Genomic DNA, 20298 nt, shown 5'->3' with positions numbered 1-20298 from the left:
AATGGAAAATTCAATTATAATAGGCTTAATTGGCACAGGAAAATGGGCTTTGGAAGCACACCTTCCTATTCTCAAATCTACAAACCTAGTAAAACAAGTATATATTTTTGACCCAAATTTCAGTGAAATAGTTCATGATAAAAAAGTTACAGTATGTGACAATGTAGATGATTTATTTAACTCAAATTTAGATGGTTTGATAATTTCAACCCCTAATGAATTCCACTACAAATATGCACACAAAGCTTTGGAGAGGGGCATCCATGTACATATTGATAAGCCAATATCTGAAAATTTAGAGGATGTTGTTGAGCTTATCAATTTTTCAAAACAAAAACACCTCATAATTAGTACACATACACAAAAAAAGTACTGCGAAGGCGTTACATTGTTAAAGGAATGTTTAGAAAAATATTTTCGCAAGCTCTATCATGTTTCTGGTACTGTTTGGCAAAAACAGTTTCAAGATTTCGAAAATAGTTGGAGATCCAATAATACTACAGGTATACTAATGGACAGTGGGTTTCATATATTAGATACTATATTATCTGTTCTAACTTTAGAACATTACTCCACCCCTCCTTCTCATATCCATGCAATAGCAAATAACGCAAATAACAAAAATGATGCTTTTACTAGCTTACATTTTCTCGTTTCAGAAATTGCTGTGCAAGTCAATGCGTTTCGTGGAGTGCCAGCTTTACTTGGAAAAGAAGAATATCAATTCTTTGGTGATGCAGGCTTTATTCGATTAATTTATACTCCAATTGAAAATGGTAAAATTTTTGAATTCCAATACATCAACTATGAGGGTGTAACGGTAATAGAAACTTCTAAGAAAATGAGTCAGTCATTAAAATCATTACCCACAAAACTATTCATAAATGCCTTAAATAGAGACAAACAAGCCCTCAACTCTGTATTGGAAAGCACTAATACTTCTTTGAGTGTTATTGAAATTCTAGACAAGGTTTATCCGCTTATAAATTCTAAACGTAAATCAGATGAAAGGGCCTATTCTATCGACACCTAAACCTCATTTTATTTGGGGAAAACCAACATCTAGCCAAAAAGAAAAAGTTCAGAATTACATAGGTTCTGATAGTGATATGTCAATCTATGGCGATGATGGTATTTATGCATTAGTAGAATCCAAACTTTTAGAATATTATGGTGTAGAATATTGTGTTTTAACTAACACAGGCACTAGTTCTTTAAATTCTGGATATTTTGGTATTGGTATTAATCAAGGTGACGAAGTTATAGTACCGACCTACACGTTTTTAGCAACAGTTACCCCTCTTTTACGTCTGGGTGCTAAGATTATTTTTTGTGATGTAGATGCAAAAACAGGTAATATATGTCCTGTTTCTCTAAAAAAGCTTGTTACTCCAAAAACAAAGGCGATTGCCGTTACTCATATGTGGGGAATTCCGTGCGATATGGATAACATTATGCCGATTATTGAACAAAATGGATTACTTTTACTTGAGGATTGTTCACATGCACATTTCACCATGTGTAAAGGCAAATTAACTGGAACATTTGGGAATGTAGCGTGTTTTAGTACAGGGGCACGGAAAACTATGACTTGTGGAGAGGGAGGTTTTCTCCTCACTGATAATCCAGAAGTGTATGTTCGGGCAACCCTTTTGGGGCACTTTGAAAAGCGTTCTAAGTCGGCAATTGAGCGAATTTATCAGCAAGGACATTTTAAAATTGTAGAAAAGTACCAAGGTTTTACAACAGGGTTTGGAGAAAATTACAGAATGCATCCTTATGCTGCTACAATGCTCTATGCACTTCTGGAAAATCATGAAATTATTAATATGATAAAAAAAAGGGCAGAGTCTCTATATTATTTTATTAGTTGTCTAAAGCAAATTGATAACGTTTCAGTTGATGGATATGAAGGGGATTATTTTACTGGTGCTATGTATGGTTTAAAGCCTCAATTTAAAGTTTCACTGGAATTAATGCCCCAAATAATCAATGAATTGAAAAATAGGAATTTAGAAGTAAAGTTGCCTGACACGAAGACATTACATGATTTACCTGTTTTTAAAGACTTTAATCAAGGTCAAACTTTTAATGGTGCTTTGAAATATCTTGAAGGCAGGGTTAGTATTCCTACATTTAGTAACGGATTAGAAAAAGACCGTGATTTGATTGAACAGTACTGTGAAATTATTGATTATACTCTAAAAAGCGTAAATAGATGATACAGAAAGTAAGTGTTTCAGGAATTGTTGAGTATGAACAGAAAATATTGCTTGTACAGCGCTCGCTACAACAAGAATTTTTACCAGGTTATTTTGAATTTCCAGGAGGTAAAGTCGATTTTGGCGAGCACCCTGAAGAGTCAGTTGTAAGAGAGTTGAAAGAAGAAACAGGATTGTCTGTCAAACCTTCTCATATCTTTACGTGTCGTAGTTATCTTTCCAAGCAGGGTTATCAGCATAATGTTGAACTTTTTTACATTGTAAATATGACTAATTCAATTAGTGAAGTCATATTAAGTAATGAACACCAAGCATACATGTGGGTAGATAAAGATAATTTGGAAATGGTAAATTTACCTGATAGTGATCCAGTTAAAAAGATACTTGAGGAAGTGCTTAGTCTCTACCAAGCGAGTTCATAAAGAATCATGTGAGCAGTCAGTTTATCACCGATGGCGCGAACGTCACGTTCGTGTCTTTTATTATCAGGCTTCCAGCCTTTCATTTTCTCTTTCCAAGGCTAGAAACCTCGGAATAGTGAGCACGAGCGATACGCCCGCGCTATCGTACAGAGCGGCTATAAACTACCATCGCATCCGAAAACCGACTCCATGAATGCCTTCAATTTTAATGCTTGGGTCATCGCATAAATATTTACGCAAACGCGACATAAATACATCGAGGCTTCGTCCCATAAAGTAATCATCATCGCCCCAAATGGCTTTAAGAAGGTCTTCTCGTTTGATAACTTCATTGGGACGGCTAGAGAGGTACCTTAGTACTTCGGCTTCGCGGTAGGTGAGGGTATGGTTTTTATCGGCGAGTTGGAGGGAGAGTTTATCAAAATCAAAAACGTATTTTCCCACGTACATTTGAGTTTTCTCCACTTTTTCGGTTTTGACTTCCGTTCGTTGGCTTCGGCGCAAAAAAATCTCAATTTTAAGCATCAATTCTTCCATACTAAACGGCTTGGTGAGGTAATCATCGCCACCAATGCGTAAACCGTGCAATTTATCTTCCTGCAAAGCCCTTGCAGTCAAAAACAGAATGGGGACATGTTTGTCTTGTTCCCTAATTTTTTTTGCCAACGTAAACCCGTCCATCAAAGGAAGCATCACATCCAGCACGCACATATCGAACGGTTGCTGCTCCGAAAAAGTCTCCAGCGCTTCTTGCCCATCCACGCAATGAACGATTTCATAATGATTTAATTCGAGGTTATCTTTTGTGACAAAACCAAGGTTCGGGTCGTCTTCCACGTATAAAATGCGGGGCATATTTCTATATTTTGTCTTTGGTGGGTTTCGTTATATGCGTTTTGGTTTTGAGAAACCAAAACCACATCAAAGTACATTTTGGTTGTAAGCAACCAAAATCACAAGTGTGTTTGGTTGCTTACAACCAAACCAGAGGTTTCTCAAAACCTCGTGTTGGTAAGCCAACCAACCGTTTTACCCTTTCTTCAAAGGAATTTTTATTTTAAACTCACTCCCTTTTCCAAGCTCACTTTTCAAATCAAGTTTCCAGTGGTGCGCTTTCACAATTTGTTGGACATAACTCAGCCCAATGCCAAAACCTTTCACGTTGTGAATATTTCCCGTCGAGACCCGATAAAATTTATCAAATACCTTTCGATGATGTTCAGCGGCAATTCCAATGCCATTATCTCGCACCGTTATTGTTAAATTTCCATTTTGGGTAGCCGTTTCCAGATGAATATCGGGGTTTTGCGGCGTATATTTAAAGGCATTGTCAATCAAATTACTGATGGCATTTGACAAATGCAGACGGTCGGCGTGAATATAGGGTTCCGTGGCGTTGAGATGGAGCGTCAGGTTAATTTCGTATTTATTGGCCAATGATGAAATAATTTGGTGAACATCGAGCCATTCAATAGTTAATGGAAGGGAGTTTTTTTCAGCTTTGGCCATATTTAGCACCGTTTCTACTTGGTTTTGCAGACGGAGTGCTTCTTCTTTTACAATGGATGTGTATTTTTTCAAACGCTCAGGTTGGTCTTTGATTGCGGGCGTATTCAACACGTCGGCCGCAATCCGAATGGTGGCTATGGGCGTTTGTAGTTCGTGCGTCATGTTATTGATAAAATCGCGTTGCACTTCCGTCAGTTGACGTTGGCGCAAAATCACGAACAGCGCATATCCAAAAAAGCTCACAGCTAGCAATACCAACAACGACGAGCCAATCCAACCTTTTAAATCACTAATTACCGAAATGTTTTGGGAAGGGAAACGTACGCCAAAATAGTAAGGGTATTTGTTTGATTTCAGCCAATTGGCCGTTTGGGTGGGTTTTTTGTTGTCGTTACGCGTACTCAATGCCACTCCATAAAACATTTTGTTGCTGGCACAATCATAAATACCCACTTCAAAGTCGCTTACGATGGCGTTTTGTTGAAAGCGGTTTTTGAGATAATGTTCGACCAAGGCGGGGTCCACCATCGAGTTGGTATTGACCAAAAAATAATTGGACGATAGTTGTTCGACGGGATTGTTGTGTAACATGACACCGTTGAGCTTCGAGAGGTCATTCGCCACTTCCTGCAAAGCTACGTGGGCGCGTTGGTTAAACTGACGTTCGCGCATGTCTAATGCCTTACGCACCCAATATATCTGAGTGATGATCACTCCGATGATGGATAGAGTGGACAAAATGATTAGAAGGCGAATCGTGTTTCTTGACATGGTGCTTTCGCACGTTTTTAGGTTAAAAATGTACTAACGTCAATATTAGTAGAAAATCTCATACGAAAGTAACGCTTTCGTCAGATTCTTTTGAAGTTATTAACAAAGCATTAACAAACGTTCAGTTTTTGTTAACAGCGAGTCCCGAATTGACCAAGTACTTTTGAATCGTCAAACGACAACACATTTATTCACTTAAAACAAAACGTACTACCATGAAAAAAGTAACTTTTCTCTCAGTTCTAACGATGTTCTTTGCAACTACCCTCGTTTTTGCCAATGTATGGTTGGCAGCTTTTGGTTGGGTAGAGACCAATCACAACTTTGGAAAAATCAAACAAGGTAAGCCCGTGACTGCCGAATTTAAGTTTACCAACAAAGGAGAAGCTCCATTAATTATCGGAAAAGCGTATGGTTCTTGCGGTTGCACAGGGGTAGAGTATCCCAAAGAACCCGTTATGCCAGGTGCTTCTGGAACCATCAAAGCGACCTTCAATGCTGCTGCTGCGGGCTCGTTCAATAAAACAGTTACGGTAGAATCTAACGCTGAAGGCGGTGCTGTAACGCTCAATATCCAAGGTGAAGTTATCCAATAATTCTATCCTACATCATTTTATAACAGCCTGAAAACAGTCGGGCGAGCCATAAGTGGCTCGCCCGATTTTTTATTCAACGTAATCCAAATTTTTGTGAAATGTTTCTTCCATGAAGTATAAAGAAATATACCCAATCAAAAAGCACAGCGTCGCCACCAACGCACCCGCCGTTATGACACCCAAACTAGGTTTAAGCGTTTGGAACAACGGTAAAGTCAATAAAGTAGTAGCTCGCACAAAATTAGCAACGGTCGAAGTTGCCGTTGCCCTAAGGTTTGTGCCAAAACTTTCGGCTGTCGCGGTCAGAAACATGGCAATGTAACCAATAGAAAAGCCAAGTACACCACAAAGGGCATAAAAAGAACTAGCCGTTTGGATGCCGCCGTACAGATACACACTGATGCCGACGAGGGTCATGGTCGTCATTACGCCAATCGCTTTCTTGCGCGATTGAAGCCATTGACTTAGTATGCCACTGAACATATCGCCAATGACCGTTCCAATAAACACGTACATGACGCATTTTCCTGCTACAATGTCGGGCTGAACTCCCAACGCCGCTCCAAATTCATTTCCGTAAGTGGCCATAATACCAATCACAAAATAGGTAGGTACACCCACACCAATGCAGCGCATATATTTCCAAAAACGTGGGCCATCGGTGAAAAATGACAACATACTCCCTCGTTTTGATGGTAAAATTTTGGCTTTTTCAAACATGCCAGATTCTAATAAACCTACCCGCATCAGCAGCAATACCAGCCCCAAGCCGCCACCCACAAAATAGGTAGTTCGCCAGTCGAATAGATTATTGGTCAAGAAGGCTACAACGGCTCCCAATAGCCCCACGCTCGCTACAATCGACGAACCATAACCACGTAGCCGTTGGGGTAAAATTTCGGCGACTAAGGTAAGTCCTGCCCCAAGCTCCCCCGCTAACCCAACGCCCGCCACAAAACGTAAAAGTGCATAGACATCGGGCGATTGCACAAAGCCGCACAGAATATTGGCCAATGAATACATGATAATCGAGCCAAACAAAACGGATAAACGCCCGCGTTTGTCGGCCAAAATTCCCCACAAAATTCCACCAACAAGTAATCCTGCTTGCTGCCAATTGTAGATTTTCCCGCCCAAGAGTGACACCTCTTCGGGCGAAAGCCCCATGTCTTTGAGACTAGGTACGCGTACGATGTTGAAGACCAATAAGTCATATACATCCACAAAATAGCCCAAAGCGGCCACAATTACGGGTAAGCTTACAAGAGGGCGAAGCGAAACAGCTTCCGAAGTAGGAGTTTTCATAAAAGTTAGGTTCAAAAGGGTCGTCTGGAACGCAATTACGCAAAAAGGCGTTTTTTACGAAAGTTATTTAAACCATTTTCTTCAAAACTAATAACGATAACGCCATGCTTGAAACCATCTTGATTGGGTTGCTTTTTATCGGTGCGGTAGGATACGTCGGAAATCGAATCCGTAAAGAACTCAGTCCCAAAAAGTCGGGATGTGCCAAGGGGTGCGGCTGTGAGAAGTAGGCAGAAAGTTGGGGATAACCGTGCAAAGCTGCGAGTTTTTTCGCAAGTTTGTGCCACAAACGAAGGAACCAATACCCCAAAAATGACATCAATCGCCGTAATAGGTGGAGGCAGCTGGGCCACCGCTATTATTAAAATTCTTTCTGAAAATAACGTCTCAATTCGTTGGTGGCTTCGCGACCGTGCTGCCGTTGAACACATCCGAAAGCACCACTACAACCCTGATTATCTGCGCGATGTACGACTTAGTCCGCGCAAAGTGAAGACGTTTACCAAAATTACGGATGCGCTTAACGGCGCCGAATATGTAATTCTGGCCATTCCAGCCGCTTTTGTGCAAGAACCTCTGTCGGCACTGACCCCCAAACACTTTGAAGGAAAAAGAATCGTTTCGGCCATCAAGGGGATGATTCCCCAACGTCATATTTTGGTAACTGATTGGGTAGAAGAGCATTTTCACGTTCCGATTGATCAAATGTGCGTTATTGCGGGGCCTTGTCATGCCGAAGAAGTGGCTTTAGAGAAGCAATCCTATTTGACCATCGCGTCAACCTATGAAGCTTGTGCCGCTGATTTTGCCCAGCTTATGAGTTGTTCCTTCGTGACGGCGAATCCTCTCGCGGATTTGTACGGCGTAGAATATGCCGCTGTAATGAAAAATATCGTGGCGTTGGCCTGTGGAATCAGTCATGGCTTAGGCTACGGCGACAATTTTCAAGCCGTGATGGTGTCTAATGCCATGCAAGAAATCAAACGGTTTGTCGATGCCGTTGACCCACGCGAACGTGATTTGAGTGCATCGGCGTACTTGGGAGACTTACTCGTAACGGCGTACTCACAATTTAGCCGTAACCGTACCTTTGGTAACATGATCGGACGTGGTTACAGTGTGCAATCGGCTCAAATGGAGATGAAAATGATTGCTGAGGGCTATTATGCCGTCAATAGCATTTATGAAATGAATAAACAATACGGCGTAGAAATGCCGATAACAGAAGCCACGTACAAGATTTTATACGAACGAGAAGCGCCCGCTTCAGAAATAGCTAAGCTTAAACTCCGCCTCCGTTAGGTCAGACCAAGGCGACTCCGTCAGACGACAGTCAGACGGAGGATTAAAAATCAGGTTTGTCAGGCAGGGTCTTGGTCTGACTGTCGTCTGACCAAGGTGACCCCGTCAGACGACAGTCAGACGGAAGATTAAAAATCAGGTTTGTCAGACAAGGTCTTGGTCTGACTATCGTCTGACCAAGGTGACCCCGTCAGACGATAGCCAGACGGAAGGTTAAAAATTAAACCGTACACCCAAACTTGCTTGAGGGTGTACAAAAAAGATTCCTGGAACCAGTTCGACGTAAAGCCCTGTTTCTAAAAAGCAAGACAATGGACTATTAGAAACAAAATATTCGGTTCCTGCCAAGCCCGAGCCTCCCAAAGAAATCGAATTCGTAAATTCTTTTGTACCTGGCGAATTTCTGGAATCAAAATAATAACGACGCGAGTTGATTTGCCCACCAAATCCGTAATACGCTCTGAATTGTTCTTTTTTGAATAAAGCCGTATGCCAAAGGTGATTTACGCGCAACGAAAAGCCTGCATTTTGGTAAAAACCTTTACGGTATTTGCGATCGCGACCATAAAAAAGCCCATACGTTCCAAACGAAACATCCAACGCCTTGTTGTCGCCATAGTACTTTCGGACGTTAAGTCCAGATGGTTCAACTAGCTGAAATCCAATGGCCCAATTGTTGTACTGTGCTTGCGAGGCAAACGCAACGCATTGAACAAAGATGAGCGTAATAATGGCTTTTTTCATGGGTTTGAAGTTTTGTTGATATGCTCTATTTTTTGGATAATACTATCCATCATTTCGACTTGAATTTTCTGAATCTCAAGCAAATCTTGTTGCTGGTGCATAATCAGGTGGTCAACTTTTTCGTGCAACAACCTGATTTCTAATTCAGACTTGAGATTGATTAAAAAGTCTTTTTTTGCGCGCTCTCGGTCTTTTTCTTCTTGCCGATTTTGGCTCATCATAATCACAGGAGCTTGCAAGGCGGCCAAACACGACAACAGCAAGTTTAACAAAATAAATGGATACGGGTCAAATGGTTTGGTGGATAACACCCATATATTTAGGCTTATCCATACGGTGATAAAAAAAGCAAATGAAAGAATAAATGTCCAACTTCCGCCAAAGGTAGCCACCTTATCGGCAATCCGCTGTCCCAGTGTCAAATCCGAAAAGTCAGTCTCTTCTACCGTTTTGGTCAGACTTTGCAACTTGTGTAACGACTTAGTAAAGTCTTTTTGCAACTTCGACAACTTCTGCCCATCCTTCATCAAACAACTCGAAATGTACTTTTGCCGCAATTCGTTCAGCTCGGCAATCGACAACGAACTATTTTTGGTAAAGTCGGGATGTTCAGAACGGATGAATTCGTACAGCGAACCTGTAATGTATCCTCCCACGACTTTGTCGGAAATTGGGAACGATTGTTTTGATACATCACTGACAAATTCTTCCATGGATTATTATTTGCTTAGTATTTTTAACGCTTCCAGTAGTACATTATTTTCCTCGCTTGTCCCAACCGTTATGCGCAGGCAATCTTCGCAAAGGGTTACTTTCGAGCGGTCGCGGACGATGATTTTTTGTTCAATTAAATCATCAAAGAGCTGCTTGGCTTTCTCAAATTTTACCAATAAAAAATTAGCGTCTGACGGATAAATATGCTTCACTGTAGGTATGACAACCAACTCCTGCGCTAACCTCTCTCTTTCGGCTAAAATTTCTTTCACCAACTGATTTTTGATTTCTACAAAATCGAGGGCTTCCAACAAAATCGCCTGAGTAGCCCCGCTGAGATTGTAAGGAGGCTTAATTTTATTAAGTACTCTGATGATTTCTTCCGACGCAAAGCACATCCCTAAACGCAACGAAGCCAACCCCCACGCTTTAGAAAACGTTTGAAGTACGATAAGATTGGGGTAATTGTCCAATTCGTTGGTAAATGAGGCCGTCAAACTTCCCGAAAGTTCTAAACTTTCGGGAACTTCAGCAAAATCAATATAAGCTTCATCCACCACGACCAAACCTGAAAAATTGGCCAAAATGGTCAAAATGGCTTCCCGTTTTACCAAATTTCCACTGGGATTGTTGGGGGAACAAATCCAAATAATTTTGGTCTTTGGCGTAACAGCTGCCAACACTTTTTCAGTATCAATTTGAAAATCAGGCGTCAGCGGTACTTTAATAATAGGAACATCATTAATATCAGCGCTTACCTGATACATGCCATAAGTGGGCGGCATGATGAGAATATTATCCTCGCGCGGCGTACAAGTAGCCCGAACGAGCAAATCTATCGGTTCGTCAGAGCCATTTCCTAAGAATATTTGACTAGGACGAACCCCTTTGATAGGAGCAAGTTTTTCTTTAATAGCCCATTGGTAAGGGTCAGGGTAGCGGTTCCACTGCTGCCCATTCACCGATTGGTACGGGTTTTCATTGGCATCCAAAAACACCCCTTCTTTGCCCGTATATTCATCGCGCGCCGAGGAATAAGGTACCAAATTCAAAATGTGTGGACGAAGAATCGAAGCTAAATCAAATATCATTGTATTAAAAAGTGGCAACCCACTTCATTGAAATTCGTAAATATGATATAACTGGGCATTACTTCAAACTACTCAATCGCAAACTCACGGCGCGTTTGTGCGCTTGGAGCGATTCGGCTTCGGCCATGGCTTCCACGGTTGGGCCAAGTTCTTTAAGCCCTTCCGGCGTAATGTGCTGAACCGTAATCTTTTTCACGAAACTATCTAGCGACACCCCGCTGTACGCCCGCGCGTGACCGTTAGTGGGCAAGGTATGGTTCGTACCCGACGCATAGTCTCCGCATGACTCAGGAGTATAATTTCCTAAAAAAATCGAGCCCGCGTTGTAAATCTGTTCGCTCACTGCCTCGGCATTTTCGACGCTTAAAATCAAGTGTTCCGCCGCGTATTCGTTCAGCAATTCAATGGCTTCTTCTTGGGTTTCAACCAAAATCGCCTTGCTGTTCTCAATAGCTTGGCGCGCCAGTTCTTTGCGCGGTAGGGCTTCCAACTGCGTCGATAAAGTAAGATTGACGGCGGCTAAAAACTTTTTGTCCGTCGATACCAATAATACTTGACTGTCGGCCCCGTGCTCGGCCTGCGACAACAAATCGGCCGCAACAAACGACGGCAACGCGGTAGCATCGGCATACACCGCTACTTCCGACGGCCCCGCAGGCATGTCTATCGCCACGCCCTCTTTGGCCAATAACATTTTGGCGGCTGTCACGTATTGGTTACCTGGGCCAAAGATTTTATACACCTTTGGTACTGACTCTGTTCCGTAGGCCATCGCCGCAATAGCTTGTGCGCCACCTACGCGAAATATCTTTGTTACTCCCACCAATTGAGCCGCGTACAAGATTGCAGGGTGGTCGCTTGGTGTACATAGAACAACTTCGCGGCAGCCTGCCAATTGGGCAGGGACGCCCAGCATCAGCACCGTACTAAACAAGGGAGCCGACCCACCTGGAATGTACAAACCTACCTTGTCAATTCCGACACTTTTACGCCAACACGTCACCCCAGGCATCGTCTCGATTTTCTGTACGGGTTGGTATTGCGCCTCGTGAAAGGTACGGATGTTTTGGTATGCTTGGCGAATTGCCGCTTTTAGTTCCTCCGAAAGCGCCGCTTCGGCAGCGTCGATGGTGGCTTGGGGCATGGCAATTTCCCCAAGTTTAATTTTATCAAACTGTAACGTCAATGCACGAATGGCAGCGTCGCCCTCGGTACGGACTTTCTCCAAAATAGGCGCTACAGCTTGCTCGATATTGGCAATACTTTGCGTTGGTCGTGCCAATAAAGCAGGCCAGTCTGATTTTTTAGGAAAAGGAATAATTTGCATAGTGACAGATAACTCGTTTTGAAACTTGTTAGTAAACCATCTTTTCAATCGGAATAACCAAGATTCCCTCGGCGCCTGCTTCGCGGATTTTGACGATGTTGGTCCAAAAATCGTTTTCATTGATCACCGAATGCAACGACACCCATCCTTCCGTTTTCAAAGGTACTACGGTGGGGGCTTTCATGCCTGGAAGCAAAGCCGCAATTTGGTCAATGGCTTCGACAGGACTATTAAGTACGATGTATTTGTTGCTTTGTGCTGCTTGGACGGCATTAATTCGGAACAGGAGGCTCTCCAAAATTACTTGTTTTTCGTTCGATAATTGATTGCTTCCAATTAGAACAGCCTCTGATTTGAAAATTACTTCTACCTCTTTCAAACCATTGCTCAACAATGTGCTGCCTGAGCTAACAATATCGCACACGGCATCGGCCAAACCGATACTTGGCGCGATTTCGACTGAGCCACTGATTTCGTGGATTTCGGCTTCTACGCCGTGTTCTTGGAGATAATTTCCTAAAATCCGTGGATAAGAAGTCGCAATACCGCGTCCCTGAAGGTCTTGCACACCGTTCCACTGCGTACTGCGCGGAATCGCCAACGAAAGGCGGCATTTTGAGAAGCCTAATTGGTGAACGACACGTACGTTTTTGCTCGACTCAACGAGTACGTTTTCGCCCACAATGCCCAAATCAGCTACGCCGTCTTCTACGTAACCTGGAATATCATCGTCGCGAAGAAAAAGAAACTCCGCAGGGAAATTGGTCGAAAGAGACTTGAGTTTACCCGTCGAACCGCTCTCAAAACGGATACCACATTCTTTAAATAACTTAATGGAATCGTCGCTCAAACGTCCCGATTTTTGAATGGCAATACGTAACATGAATTGTTTGTGTTTAACAGTGGGGGTAGGTTCCATTTCGTCTTCAAGACAACCACGAGACCATTGAAAAATGTGAAAAACTTAACTAAAAAGGTTCTACGCTCGCCCGCAGGCGTGGAAGTGACGATGTCGAAAAAAGGCGTAGTTCTGTGTTTTCACGAAGAATTGTACAAATTGATGCCACAAATGTAGGACGGTCAGGCAGGATTGTCAAGGATTTGTACAAAAAAAGACAGTAGCAGTTTAAAAACACGTCATTTTGAGAAATTGCGCAAGAAATGTGGTGGGTTTGTTTTTTCGATTTATTTTTGGAAATAAATTGATACAAGTACTTTATCAGTCACTTTTTATAAAAACGATTACGATGAACATGAAGCTTTTTTTTCTCGTTGCGCTGCTATTTGTAAGTGTTAGTTCAATGGCGCAGTATGGTTACGGCGGCTACGGGCGAGGAGGCTACGGTGGCCGACTTCCTCAAACACCGAATCCACCTCCAAAGGCGCTTACTTCGGACAAAATGGCCGAAGACCAAACCAAATGGATGAAGAAAAAACTAAAATTAAACGAAGACCAAGAGATTTCGGTCGAAACGGTGAATTTGGATTATTGTTTGCGGATGATGGACTATCAAGAGGCGTTTATGAAAACCCACGCTAATACACGTCCAACGCAGCAAGAGTTGCAGGATATTCGTAAATTGGTAGATACGTGGTGGACTGAACGCGAGGCAAAGTACCAAAAAATTCTGACCCCTGAGCAATGGGCGCTTTATTTGGAGAAGAAAAAATCAATGCCACATTCAAATAACTAATTTGCTTCAACCTCCCGAAAGTTCCAAACTTTCGGGAGGTTTTACTTTTAAGAAAAACGTAAAGGTGCAAAAGGTTGCATATTCATACTGGTAGGTTCATGGGTCACAATCTCCGACACTAGCTTCCCCGTGGCAGGCCCAAGGCTAATTCCCATCATTCCGTGGCCCGTGGCGAGGGTAAGGTTATCAAAATGCTCGACTCGACCCACGTACGGAATACCGTCGGGCGAACACGGGCGTAATCCGCTCCAAACTTTTTCTTTTTCAGGAAGTTGCACTTCAATTTCGGGATAATAATTATTGATTCCCTGCACAATTCCCCGCACTCGGTTCATATTTATACTCAAATCCGTTCCTGCCACTTCAAGCGTCCCCGCAAAACGCAAGTCGCTGCCCATCGGTGTGGCTGTGGCGCGTGCTTCCAACATGATGGCTGGGACGTGGATATTGTTGGTTTTATTTTTTAGCATAAAACTGTAGCCTTTTCCGCCTTGTAGGGGCAACGAAATACCCAATTTTTCACTCAACACGGGCGACCATGCCCCTGCGGCTATCACCAATTCATCCACTTCAAATTTTCCCGTACGGGTCAGGACAGCCGTTATTTTTTTTCCATTTTTCTCAAAATCTGTTACTTCTTGATTTTCGTAAAAAGCGACGCCTTTGGCTTGGAGATAACCAACCAAATTTTTGATGAGCAAATTAGGCGTAATGTGGGCATCGCCAGGGTAATAGACTCCCCCGCGTACGTCCACCTTCACGTCGGGTTCGAGGTTTTGTACTTGGCGTCCATCGAGCACTTCGGCTACAATGCCTGCTTTGTTGGCAATTGCGGCTTCTTCGGCCATTTCGTGTTCGGTGTCGGCGTTTTTGTACAACATCAACAACCCGCGCTCGTGCCACCCAAAATCTACTTCGTTGGTTGCAGCAAGCTCTTGAAATAGTTGTTTACTCAACAAACTCATGTCTCTTAAAATAGGAATTGAGCGCTGTACGTGTTCTTCCGTCGAATGTTTCCAAAACAACATTCCCCAGCGCATTAAGTCCCAGCTCAATCTTGGTTTGACGTAAAATGGACTTGTTGACTTGAGCATCCAGCGAAGCCCTTTGGAAATCATGCCAGGTTGAGCCAAGGGTACGATGTGGCTCGGTACAATCATGCCCGCGTTGCCAAACGAACAGCCGTCGCTGAAGTTTCCTTGTTCAATAATAGCGACTTTGTGGCCTGCTTGCTGGAGGTAATAGGCCGAAAAAAGGCCACTCACGCCTCCGCCTACAATCGTAATGTTGCTCATAGTAAACTTTTTTATGTAGTATTCCTTGCCAAGTTGGATGGCCAAAATTACAATAAGTATCGACAGCTCGGTGGAGGATTTTTGACGACTTTTAATGAAATATTGACTTTTATATTTTTTCGTTTGTCGGAACGACAAAAGGTATTTTATACGTCTCTTGGTCTTCCGTGGATTTATCGTATTTTTGTCCACTTCACTTTTAACGTGACAGTCGTGAAATGTTAAGCAGACGAGCAAAGACCTGCGGATGGCTTGTGTCCATTTGGGTCATGTGGGTGGTACATACATCCGTAGCGCAGGTATATCATTTTCAGCACTATGACATCTTTTCGGGGTTGGGACAATCGCAAGTCACCGACATCGAACAAGACCGCTTGGGCTATATTTGGCTTTCAACTCGGGGGGGAGGGCTTTCGCGTTTTGATGGCTTGCATTTTACGACCTACCGAAAAGAAGATAACCTGCCCGCCAACAATATTTTATCGCTCGAAATCGACACCAAGGGTACCATGTACATGGGAACCCCCTTTGGGTTGTCGATTTACGATGGACAACGCACCCGCCCCGTACGCACATCCGACCGCGAGCCCTACACCGTTTCGTCGGTCATTGGTGACACCAAAGGCAATGTCTATGCCATTTGTAACGCTAGTCAATTGGGTTTACTACTGGGGGATAGTCTTCGGTTTTTGAAAAAAAACAGCTCCGACCGACCTTCTTTTTTTAGTGATATGTCGGTGACACCCGACGGCAAACTCATGGTTTCGACCTACAGCGGAGAGATTTTTGAGGTGACTCCCAAAGGGTTATTTCGCCGCTATAATTTTTCGCCAGCGTTGGTATTGCGAAGTATTCTCTTTGATAATCAAGGGCTTCTTTGGCTAGGTACTGACGAAGGTGTTTTTACCACAAAAGCAAAAACACCTTCGGCGCTGACACCTATTAGCCACGACATTGTCCACGAAATGACCGAAGCCTCCGACGGTAGTATTTGGATGGGGCTGTCGATAGGAGCGTTGCGGTATCAGCAAGGAAATATCCTGCGATTTAATGCCGACAATGGCTTTTCCAACTTTATGGTTCGTGGACTGCTCGAAGACCGTGAAGGAAATCTTTGGTTTACTACCGACGGCGACGGCGTGTATAAGTTCACCAACCCTGCCTTTACGAGTCTTAACACACAAACTGGCTTGCACGGGAACACGATTTCGTCCTTGGCTTTATCGCCCACGGGGAAACTCTGGGTAAGCTATTTTGATGGAGGATTAGACATTATTGATACCCAAACTAACCGACCTTTGCCCGTTCCACTACCCCTTCAACGCAAAAGAGTTAACTGCTTATCCGTTGATAATGAAGGAAATGTGTGGGTAGGATTGTCAGGACCAGGGGTTTATAAAGTGCAAGCCGATAAGGTAACATATTTTCCCCTCGACGAATACATCTCGTCCCAAGGCGTTACGCTGTTTATGCAAGCAGGCAAAGGGAAGGACGTTTGGATAAGCACTTCAAACGGTGTTTTATTATTCGATGGAAAATCGTTCCAGCATTTTCATTCCAAAGAAGGGCTCAAAGGTAGTTTTGTGAGGCGCACACTGTTGTTGCAATCGGGCGAACTGTTGACGGCGGGGCCCAGGGGTTTGAATGTTGTTCGCAACGGTAAAATTTCTGACTTTCAGTACGATAACGAAATTGCTTCATTTCCTGCACTAAGTATGGCGCAGCGCCACGACGGACTCTTGGCCTTGGGTAGTTTTGAAGATGGCGTGGTTGTTTTTGATCCAAAAACCAAACAAAAACGCTTTTTTACCGTCAAGCAAGGGTTATGTTCTAACCTTATTTATAATACGAGTTTTGACCAAAAAGGGCGGCTTTGGATAGGTACAGAACGGGGGATTGACCTTTTGACGTTGGATGCGCAATTCCGCATTGCTTCTATTCGGCACTTTAACGAAACCGACGGATTTACAGCCCGTGAAACCAACGCCAATACGGCTTACGTAAGCCCGAACGGTGACTTTTGGATTGGCACCATCAAAGGAATTTTTCATTACCGTGAAAATCCAAAATTTCGCTTACCAACTTTGCCCAAAGTTCATTTTACCGAAGTTAAATCTCCGTTTGACACGACAAACTTGGTTCGATTTGCCAAAAGTAAAAATACATGGTATAACGTACCCAACGGCTTGGCGCTTCCTCATGCGCGTAATCAGCTTAAAATCAGCTTCATATCTATTAATCATAGCCATCCTAACCTGGTCAGGTACCAATACCAACTGGAAGGCCAGGACGATGCGTGGTTAGGGCCTACGGAGCAAACGAGTGTTGTCTATTCGCACCTAAATCCAGGTAAGTATCAGTTCAAAGTTCGGGCGTCCTTGGGTGATAATCGCTGGGGAGAAACGGCCGTGTATGCGTTTGAGATTGTGCCGCCTTTTTATCAGCGGTCTTGGTTTATTGCCTTGATGATTAGCCTGGTGATAGCATCAATAGGTATTGCCCAACAGTTTTATATTCAGCGCCGTACGCGGCGGGTGTTGGCCTATGAAAAGCTCAAACAAGAAGCCGAAGCGGCGATTCGCGTGCAGTTAGCACAAGATTTTCACGACGAACTGGGGAATCGACTTGCGGCGATTCGGATGCAATCGAGTGTTCTTAAATTGAGGTACGAAAGCAGAGAAACGGGCAACGAAGAAAAAAGAATTGTGGGCGAAATTGAGAAAAATGTGGTGCGGTTATTTCGGGACACCAAAGATTTTATTTGGGCGATTGACCCCGAAAGCAACCTTGTCAAAGAGCTTGTTTTGTACATCAAAGACTTTGGTGAAAACCTTCTTCAGGACACCACCATACGGTTTCACTCCAATACCACCATACCTTTTGAGCTCGAAAATGTAACCTTACCGCCAGGTTGGAGTATTCAGGTTATTATGATTTTTAAAGAAGCTTTAACCAACTGTATTAAACATGCACAATGCCAAAATATTTACTTTTGTGCAACCCTTCAAGGGCGAAACGTTTCTTTTTCGTTGGAAGACGACGGTTGCGGGATTGTTTTTCCCACCGATGGTTATCACAAAGGGCTTAATAACATGCGTCAACGTGCCGAAAAAATTCATTGCTCGCTCGTGATTGCGCCCCGATTACCTTCGGGAACATCGCTCACACTGACGGGTACGATTCCTACTAAAACAGCCTCCCCCAAAATTCGGTAGAAAGAAGGGGGCCTAAACAAAATACGTATAATGAATAACGTTACAAAAATTACAGTCATTGAAGACAACGAAGCGGTCAAAGATGGCTTGGCGCTCATCATCGGAAGCCAACAGCGGTTTAGGGTAGTAAATACCTACACCAACTGCATGGATGCCTTGAAAAACCTGCGAAAAGACGCGCCTGAGCTGGTTTTGATTGACCTTGAGCTGCCAGGAATGCACGGCATTGAAGGCATCAAACGCATTTTGCGCGAGCGCCCCTCCACCACCATTTTGGTGATTAGCGTACACGAAGACAGCAAACTTGTGTTTGAAGCATTGTGTGCGGGCGCGTCGGGGTATTTAACAAAAGATACCGACCACATTCGCCTTTTGAACGCCATTGATGAAGTGCTAACTGGTGGTGCTCCGATGAGTTCTAAGATTGCATCGTTGGTGGTAAAGTCTTTTCAAAGAAACCTGAATTCGCCACTTTCTGACCGCGAAACCGACGTATTGACCTTGTTGGCCAAAGGAAAAACCTATCATTCGATTGCCGACGAATTGTTTATCAGTGTCGAAACAGTAAAAACCCACATTCGGAATATTTACCAAAAACTACACGTCACCAACAAGACAGAAGCGCTGAAAAAAGCGGTCAAAGACAAATTAATATAAAATCCCCTTTTTTGGGGGATAAAAAAACGGGGCATTTTTCCAAAAAACACCATTTTGGGGGGATGCGCCGATTTTGTTTTTTGTGTAATTTCATGGGAAAGATGACAGCCAGTTTTCGTTCACCAAAACCCTCCTTTCCATGAAATCTATCGCTTATTGCCTGCTTTGTTGTGTACTGTTGGTGCAGAGTATCAGCACTTTGGCCATAACTCTCAAGAAGGAAGAAGACATTCACGGGTTTCACCTATTGCACGGTCGAAAGACGACCCGTATTCCGTTTGAATTACATTCCAATTTGATTGTCGTGCCCGTCAAAATCAATGCTTCTGATACCTTACGATTTATTTTAGACACGGGGGTAAGTTCGATGATGCTTACCAATAGTGAACTAGCCCAAAAACTCGGTATGAAATCGGTTCGGAAAATGGCCATTGAGGGCATCGGTGGGGGACAGCCTATCAGCGCTGATGTGACCATCGGTAATACCTTTGTGATGGGACAAATGCGGGGATTGAAGCAAACCATCGTGGTGATGGATGATAATGTGCTACGGCTTTCGGAGTTAGTAGGCACGCAGATTCACGGTATTTTTGGCTATGAGCTTTTTAGTAAATTTGTGGTTACCATTGATTTCCAAACGAGTGAACTTACGCTAACGACCCCACAACATTATAAATATTCTCCCAAAAAAGGCAGTAAATTGCCCATTACCATCGAACGCTCAAAACCCTACTTAGATGCCGTCACGGTATTTTCCAATAACCAAGAAATGCCGATTCGGGTGGTATTGGATACAGGCGCGGGGCACGCTTTGATGCTCAATACTGCCGCCTCGCATCTCCAACTACCTCAGAAAGTCATCAAAGCCCAACTAGGGGTAGGATTAGGAGGAGAAATCAATGGACACATTGGGCGTCTGTCCAAAGTCCGAATTGGTCAGTATGAACTCAATGACGTACTAGCGACTTTCCCTGATAGCAGTTCGTTGGGTATGAAACTTTCCCCCAACTCCCCCCAACGACATGGAAACCTCGGAGGGGAGTTTTTACGACGTTTTAAGGTAACGTTCAATTACGAAGAAGGCTACATCGTTCTTAAACCTGTTCGTCGATTTTTAAACGAAAAATTTGAGCATGACATGAGCGGTATCGATATTAGGGCCAAAGGAAATGATTTTCGTCACTATTTTATCGAAAGTATTACCGAAAACTCCCCTGCCCACCAAGCGGGACTTCAGATAGGCGACCAATTGATGTTAGTTAACCATGAACCTGTGCAAACCCTCACACTTTCAGAGATTTATCGAACATTTCAGCAAAAAGAAGGCAAGGAGGTACAACTTGTCGTACGGCGAGACGGACGCCTAGTGGTGGCCGAGTTTGCCTTGAAGCGGGTTATTTAACGGTTCCGACAAAAAAGTTACCTTTGTGGCCG

At 43.4% G+C, this 20298-nt stretch carries 19 protein-coding genes; 10 read left to right on the top strand and 9 right to left on the bottom strand.

All coding sequences use genetic code 11. From position 1 onward, the window contains the following. Position 1: 1 nt before the first annotated feature. From DTQ70_RS02885 to DTQ70_RS02875, 3 genes are read left to right on the top strand one after another with little or no spacing between them, the layout of a single operon-like run. A complete protein-coding gene (locus tag DTQ70_RS02885) occupies positions 2–1033 on the top strand; it encodes a Gfo/Idh/MocA family protein (protein WP_122929414.1) in 1032 nt (343 codons plus the stop codon). Continuing rightward, entirely contained in the window at positions 1005–2222 is a 1218-nt protein-coding gene (locus tag DTQ70_RS02880) for an aminotransferase class I/II-fold pyridoxal phosphate-dependent enzyme (protein ID WP_122929413.1), read from the top strand. The genes DTQ70_RS02885 and DTQ70_RS02880 overlap by 29 nt, the downstream gene beginning before the upstream one ends. Then, entirely contained in the window at positions 2219–2644 is a 426-nt protein-coding gene (locus tag DTQ70_RS02875; protein WP_122929412.1) for an NUDIX hydrolase, read from the top strand. Before DTQ70_RS02880 ends, DTQ70_RS02875 begins: the two co-directional genes overlap by 4 nt. A gap of 162 nt (positions 2645–2806) precedes the next feature. Here the strand turns inward: DTQ70_RS02875 and DTQ70_RS02870 are convergent, their stop codons facing one another. Together DTQ70_RS02870 and DTQ70_RS02865 are read right to left on the bottom strand one after the other, a co-directional pair. Further along, the gene (locus DTQ70_RS02870) at positions 2807–3499 is read right to left on the bottom strand and encodes a response regulator transcription factor (RefSeq protein WP_122929411.1); all 693 of its coding nucleotides are present in this window, start codon (positions 3497–3499) and stop codon (positions 2807–2809) included. Between the two features lie 174 nt (positions 3500–3673). Then, positions 3674–4924 (bottom strand): sensor histidine kinase KdpD, encoded by a 1251-nt coding sequence (locus DTQ70_RS02865; RefSeq protein WP_122929410.1) that lies wholly within the window; start codon positions 4922–4924, stop codon positions 3674–3676. 215 nt (positions 4925–5139) lie between these two features. Between DTQ70_RS02865 and DTQ70_RS02860 the strand changes: the two genes are divergently transcribed. After that, positions 5140–5520, top strand: coding sequence for a DUF1573 domain-containing protein (locus DTQ70_RS02860; protein WP_028526377.1), 381 nt, complete (start codon positions 5140–5142; stop codon positions 5518–5520). A gap of 69 nt (positions 5521–5589) precedes the next feature. Here DTQ70_RS02860 and DTQ70_RS02855 read toward each other — a convergent pair whose 3' ends face one another. Next, complete coding sequence (locus tag DTQ70_RS02855; protein WP_122929409.1) at positions 5590–6825, bottom strand: MFS transporter; 1236 nt, start codon at positions 6823–6825, stop codon at positions 5590–5592. Positions 6826–6929: 104 nt separating this feature from the next. Between DTQ70_RS02855 and DTQ70_RS02850 the strand changes: the two genes are divergently transcribed. Then, on the top strand, positions 6930–7055 hold the full coding sequence (locus tag DTQ70_RS02850; RefSeq protein WP_122929408.1) for a FeoB-associated Cys-rich membrane protein: 126 nt from the start codon (positions 6930–6932) through the stop codon (positions 7053–7055). 82 nt (positions 7056–7137) lie between these two features. Continuing rightward, entirely contained in the window at positions 7138–8127 is a 990-nt protein-coding gene (locus tag DTQ70_RS02845) for an NAD(P)H-dependent glycerol-3-phosphate dehydrogenase (protein ID WP_122929407.1), read from the top strand. Between the two features lie 213 nt (positions 8128–8340). Here DTQ70_RS02845 and DTQ70_RS02840 read toward each other — a convergent pair whose 3' ends face one another. From DTQ70_RS02840 to hisG, 5 genes are read right to left on the bottom strand one after another with little or no spacing between them, the layout of a single operon-like run. Next, on the bottom strand, positions 8341–8871 hold the full coding sequence (locus tag DTQ70_RS02840) for a hypothetical protein (RefSeq protein WP_122929406.1): 531 nt from the start codon (positions 8869–8871) through the stop codon (positions 8341–8343). Beyond that, entirely contained in the window at positions 8868–9584 is a 717-nt protein-coding gene (locus DTQ70_RS02835) for a DUF1003 domain-containing protein (RefSeq protein WP_122929405.1), read from the bottom strand. Before DTQ70_RS02835 ends, DTQ70_RS02840 begins: the two co-directional genes overlap by 4 nt. A 6-nt stretch (positions 9585–9590) precedes the next feature. Further along, complete coding sequence (hisC, locus tag DTQ70_RS02830; RefSeq protein WP_122929404.1) at positions 9591–10676, bottom strand: histidinol-phosphate transaminase; 1086 nt, start codon at positions 10674–10676, stop codon at positions 9591–9593. A gap of 58 nt (positions 10677–10734) precedes the next feature. Then, positions 10735–12003 carry a histidinol dehydrogenase gene (hisD, locus tag DTQ70_RS02825; RefSeq protein ID WP_122929403.1) on the bottom strand — a complete coding sequence of 423 codons (1269 nt, stop codon included), beginning with the start codon at positions 12001–12003 and terminating at the stop codon, positions 10735–10737. A gap of 28 nt (positions 12004–12031) precedes the next feature. Then, entirely contained in the window at positions 12032–12886 is an 855-nt protein-coding gene (hisG, locus tag DTQ70_RS02820; RefSeq protein ID WP_122934248.1) for an ATP phosphoribosyltransferase, read from the bottom strand. Positions 12887–13256: 370 nt separating this feature from the next. Between hisG and DTQ70_RS02815 the strand changes: the two genes are divergently transcribed. Then, a complete protein-coding gene (locus DTQ70_RS02815; RefSeq protein WP_164489829.1) occupies positions 13257–13697 on the top strand; it encodes a hypothetical protein in 441 nt (146 codons plus the stop codon). 47 nt (positions 13698–13744) lie between these two features. Here DTQ70_RS02815 and DTQ70_RS02810 read toward each other — a convergent pair whose 3' ends face one another. Continuing rightward, positions 13745–14992, bottom strand: coding sequence for an FAD-binding oxidoreductase (locus DTQ70_RS02810; RefSeq protein WP_122929401.1), 1248 nt, complete (start codon positions 14990–14992; stop codon positions 13745–13747). Positions 14993–15210: 218 nt separating this feature from the next. On the opposite strand from DTQ70_RS02810, the gene DTQ70_RS02805 reads away from it, so the two are divergent. From DTQ70_RS02805 to DTQ70_RS02795, 3 genes are all read left to right on the top strand, one after another. Then, positions 15211–18207, top strand: a complete 2997-nt coding sequence (locus tag DTQ70_RS02805; RefSeq protein ID WP_122929400.1) for a sensor histidine kinase — start codon at positions 15211–15213, stop codon at positions 18205–18207. A 30-nt stretch (positions 18208–18237) separates the two neighbouring features. Then, a complete protein-coding gene (locus tag DTQ70_RS02800) occupies positions 18238–18864 on the top strand; it encodes a response regulator transcription factor (protein WP_122929399.1) in 627 nt (208 codons plus the stop codon). A 139-nt stretch (positions 18865–19003) separates the two neighbouring features. Next, entirely contained in the window at positions 19004–20266 is a 1263-nt protein-coding gene (locus tag DTQ70_RS02795) for an aspartyl protease family protein (protein WP_122929398.1), read from the top strand. The last annotated feature ends 32 nt before the right edge of the window (positions 20267–20298 follow it).

Origin of the sequence: Runella sp. SP2 (genome assembly GCF_003711225.1) — a bacterium.
Classification (GTDB): domain Bacteria; phylum Bacteroidota; class Bacteroidia; order Cytophagales; family Spirosomataceae; genus Runella.
The sequence above is the reverse complement of the archived record's forward strand: the minus strand, read 5'-3'. Positions and strand labels throughout refer to the sequence as shown.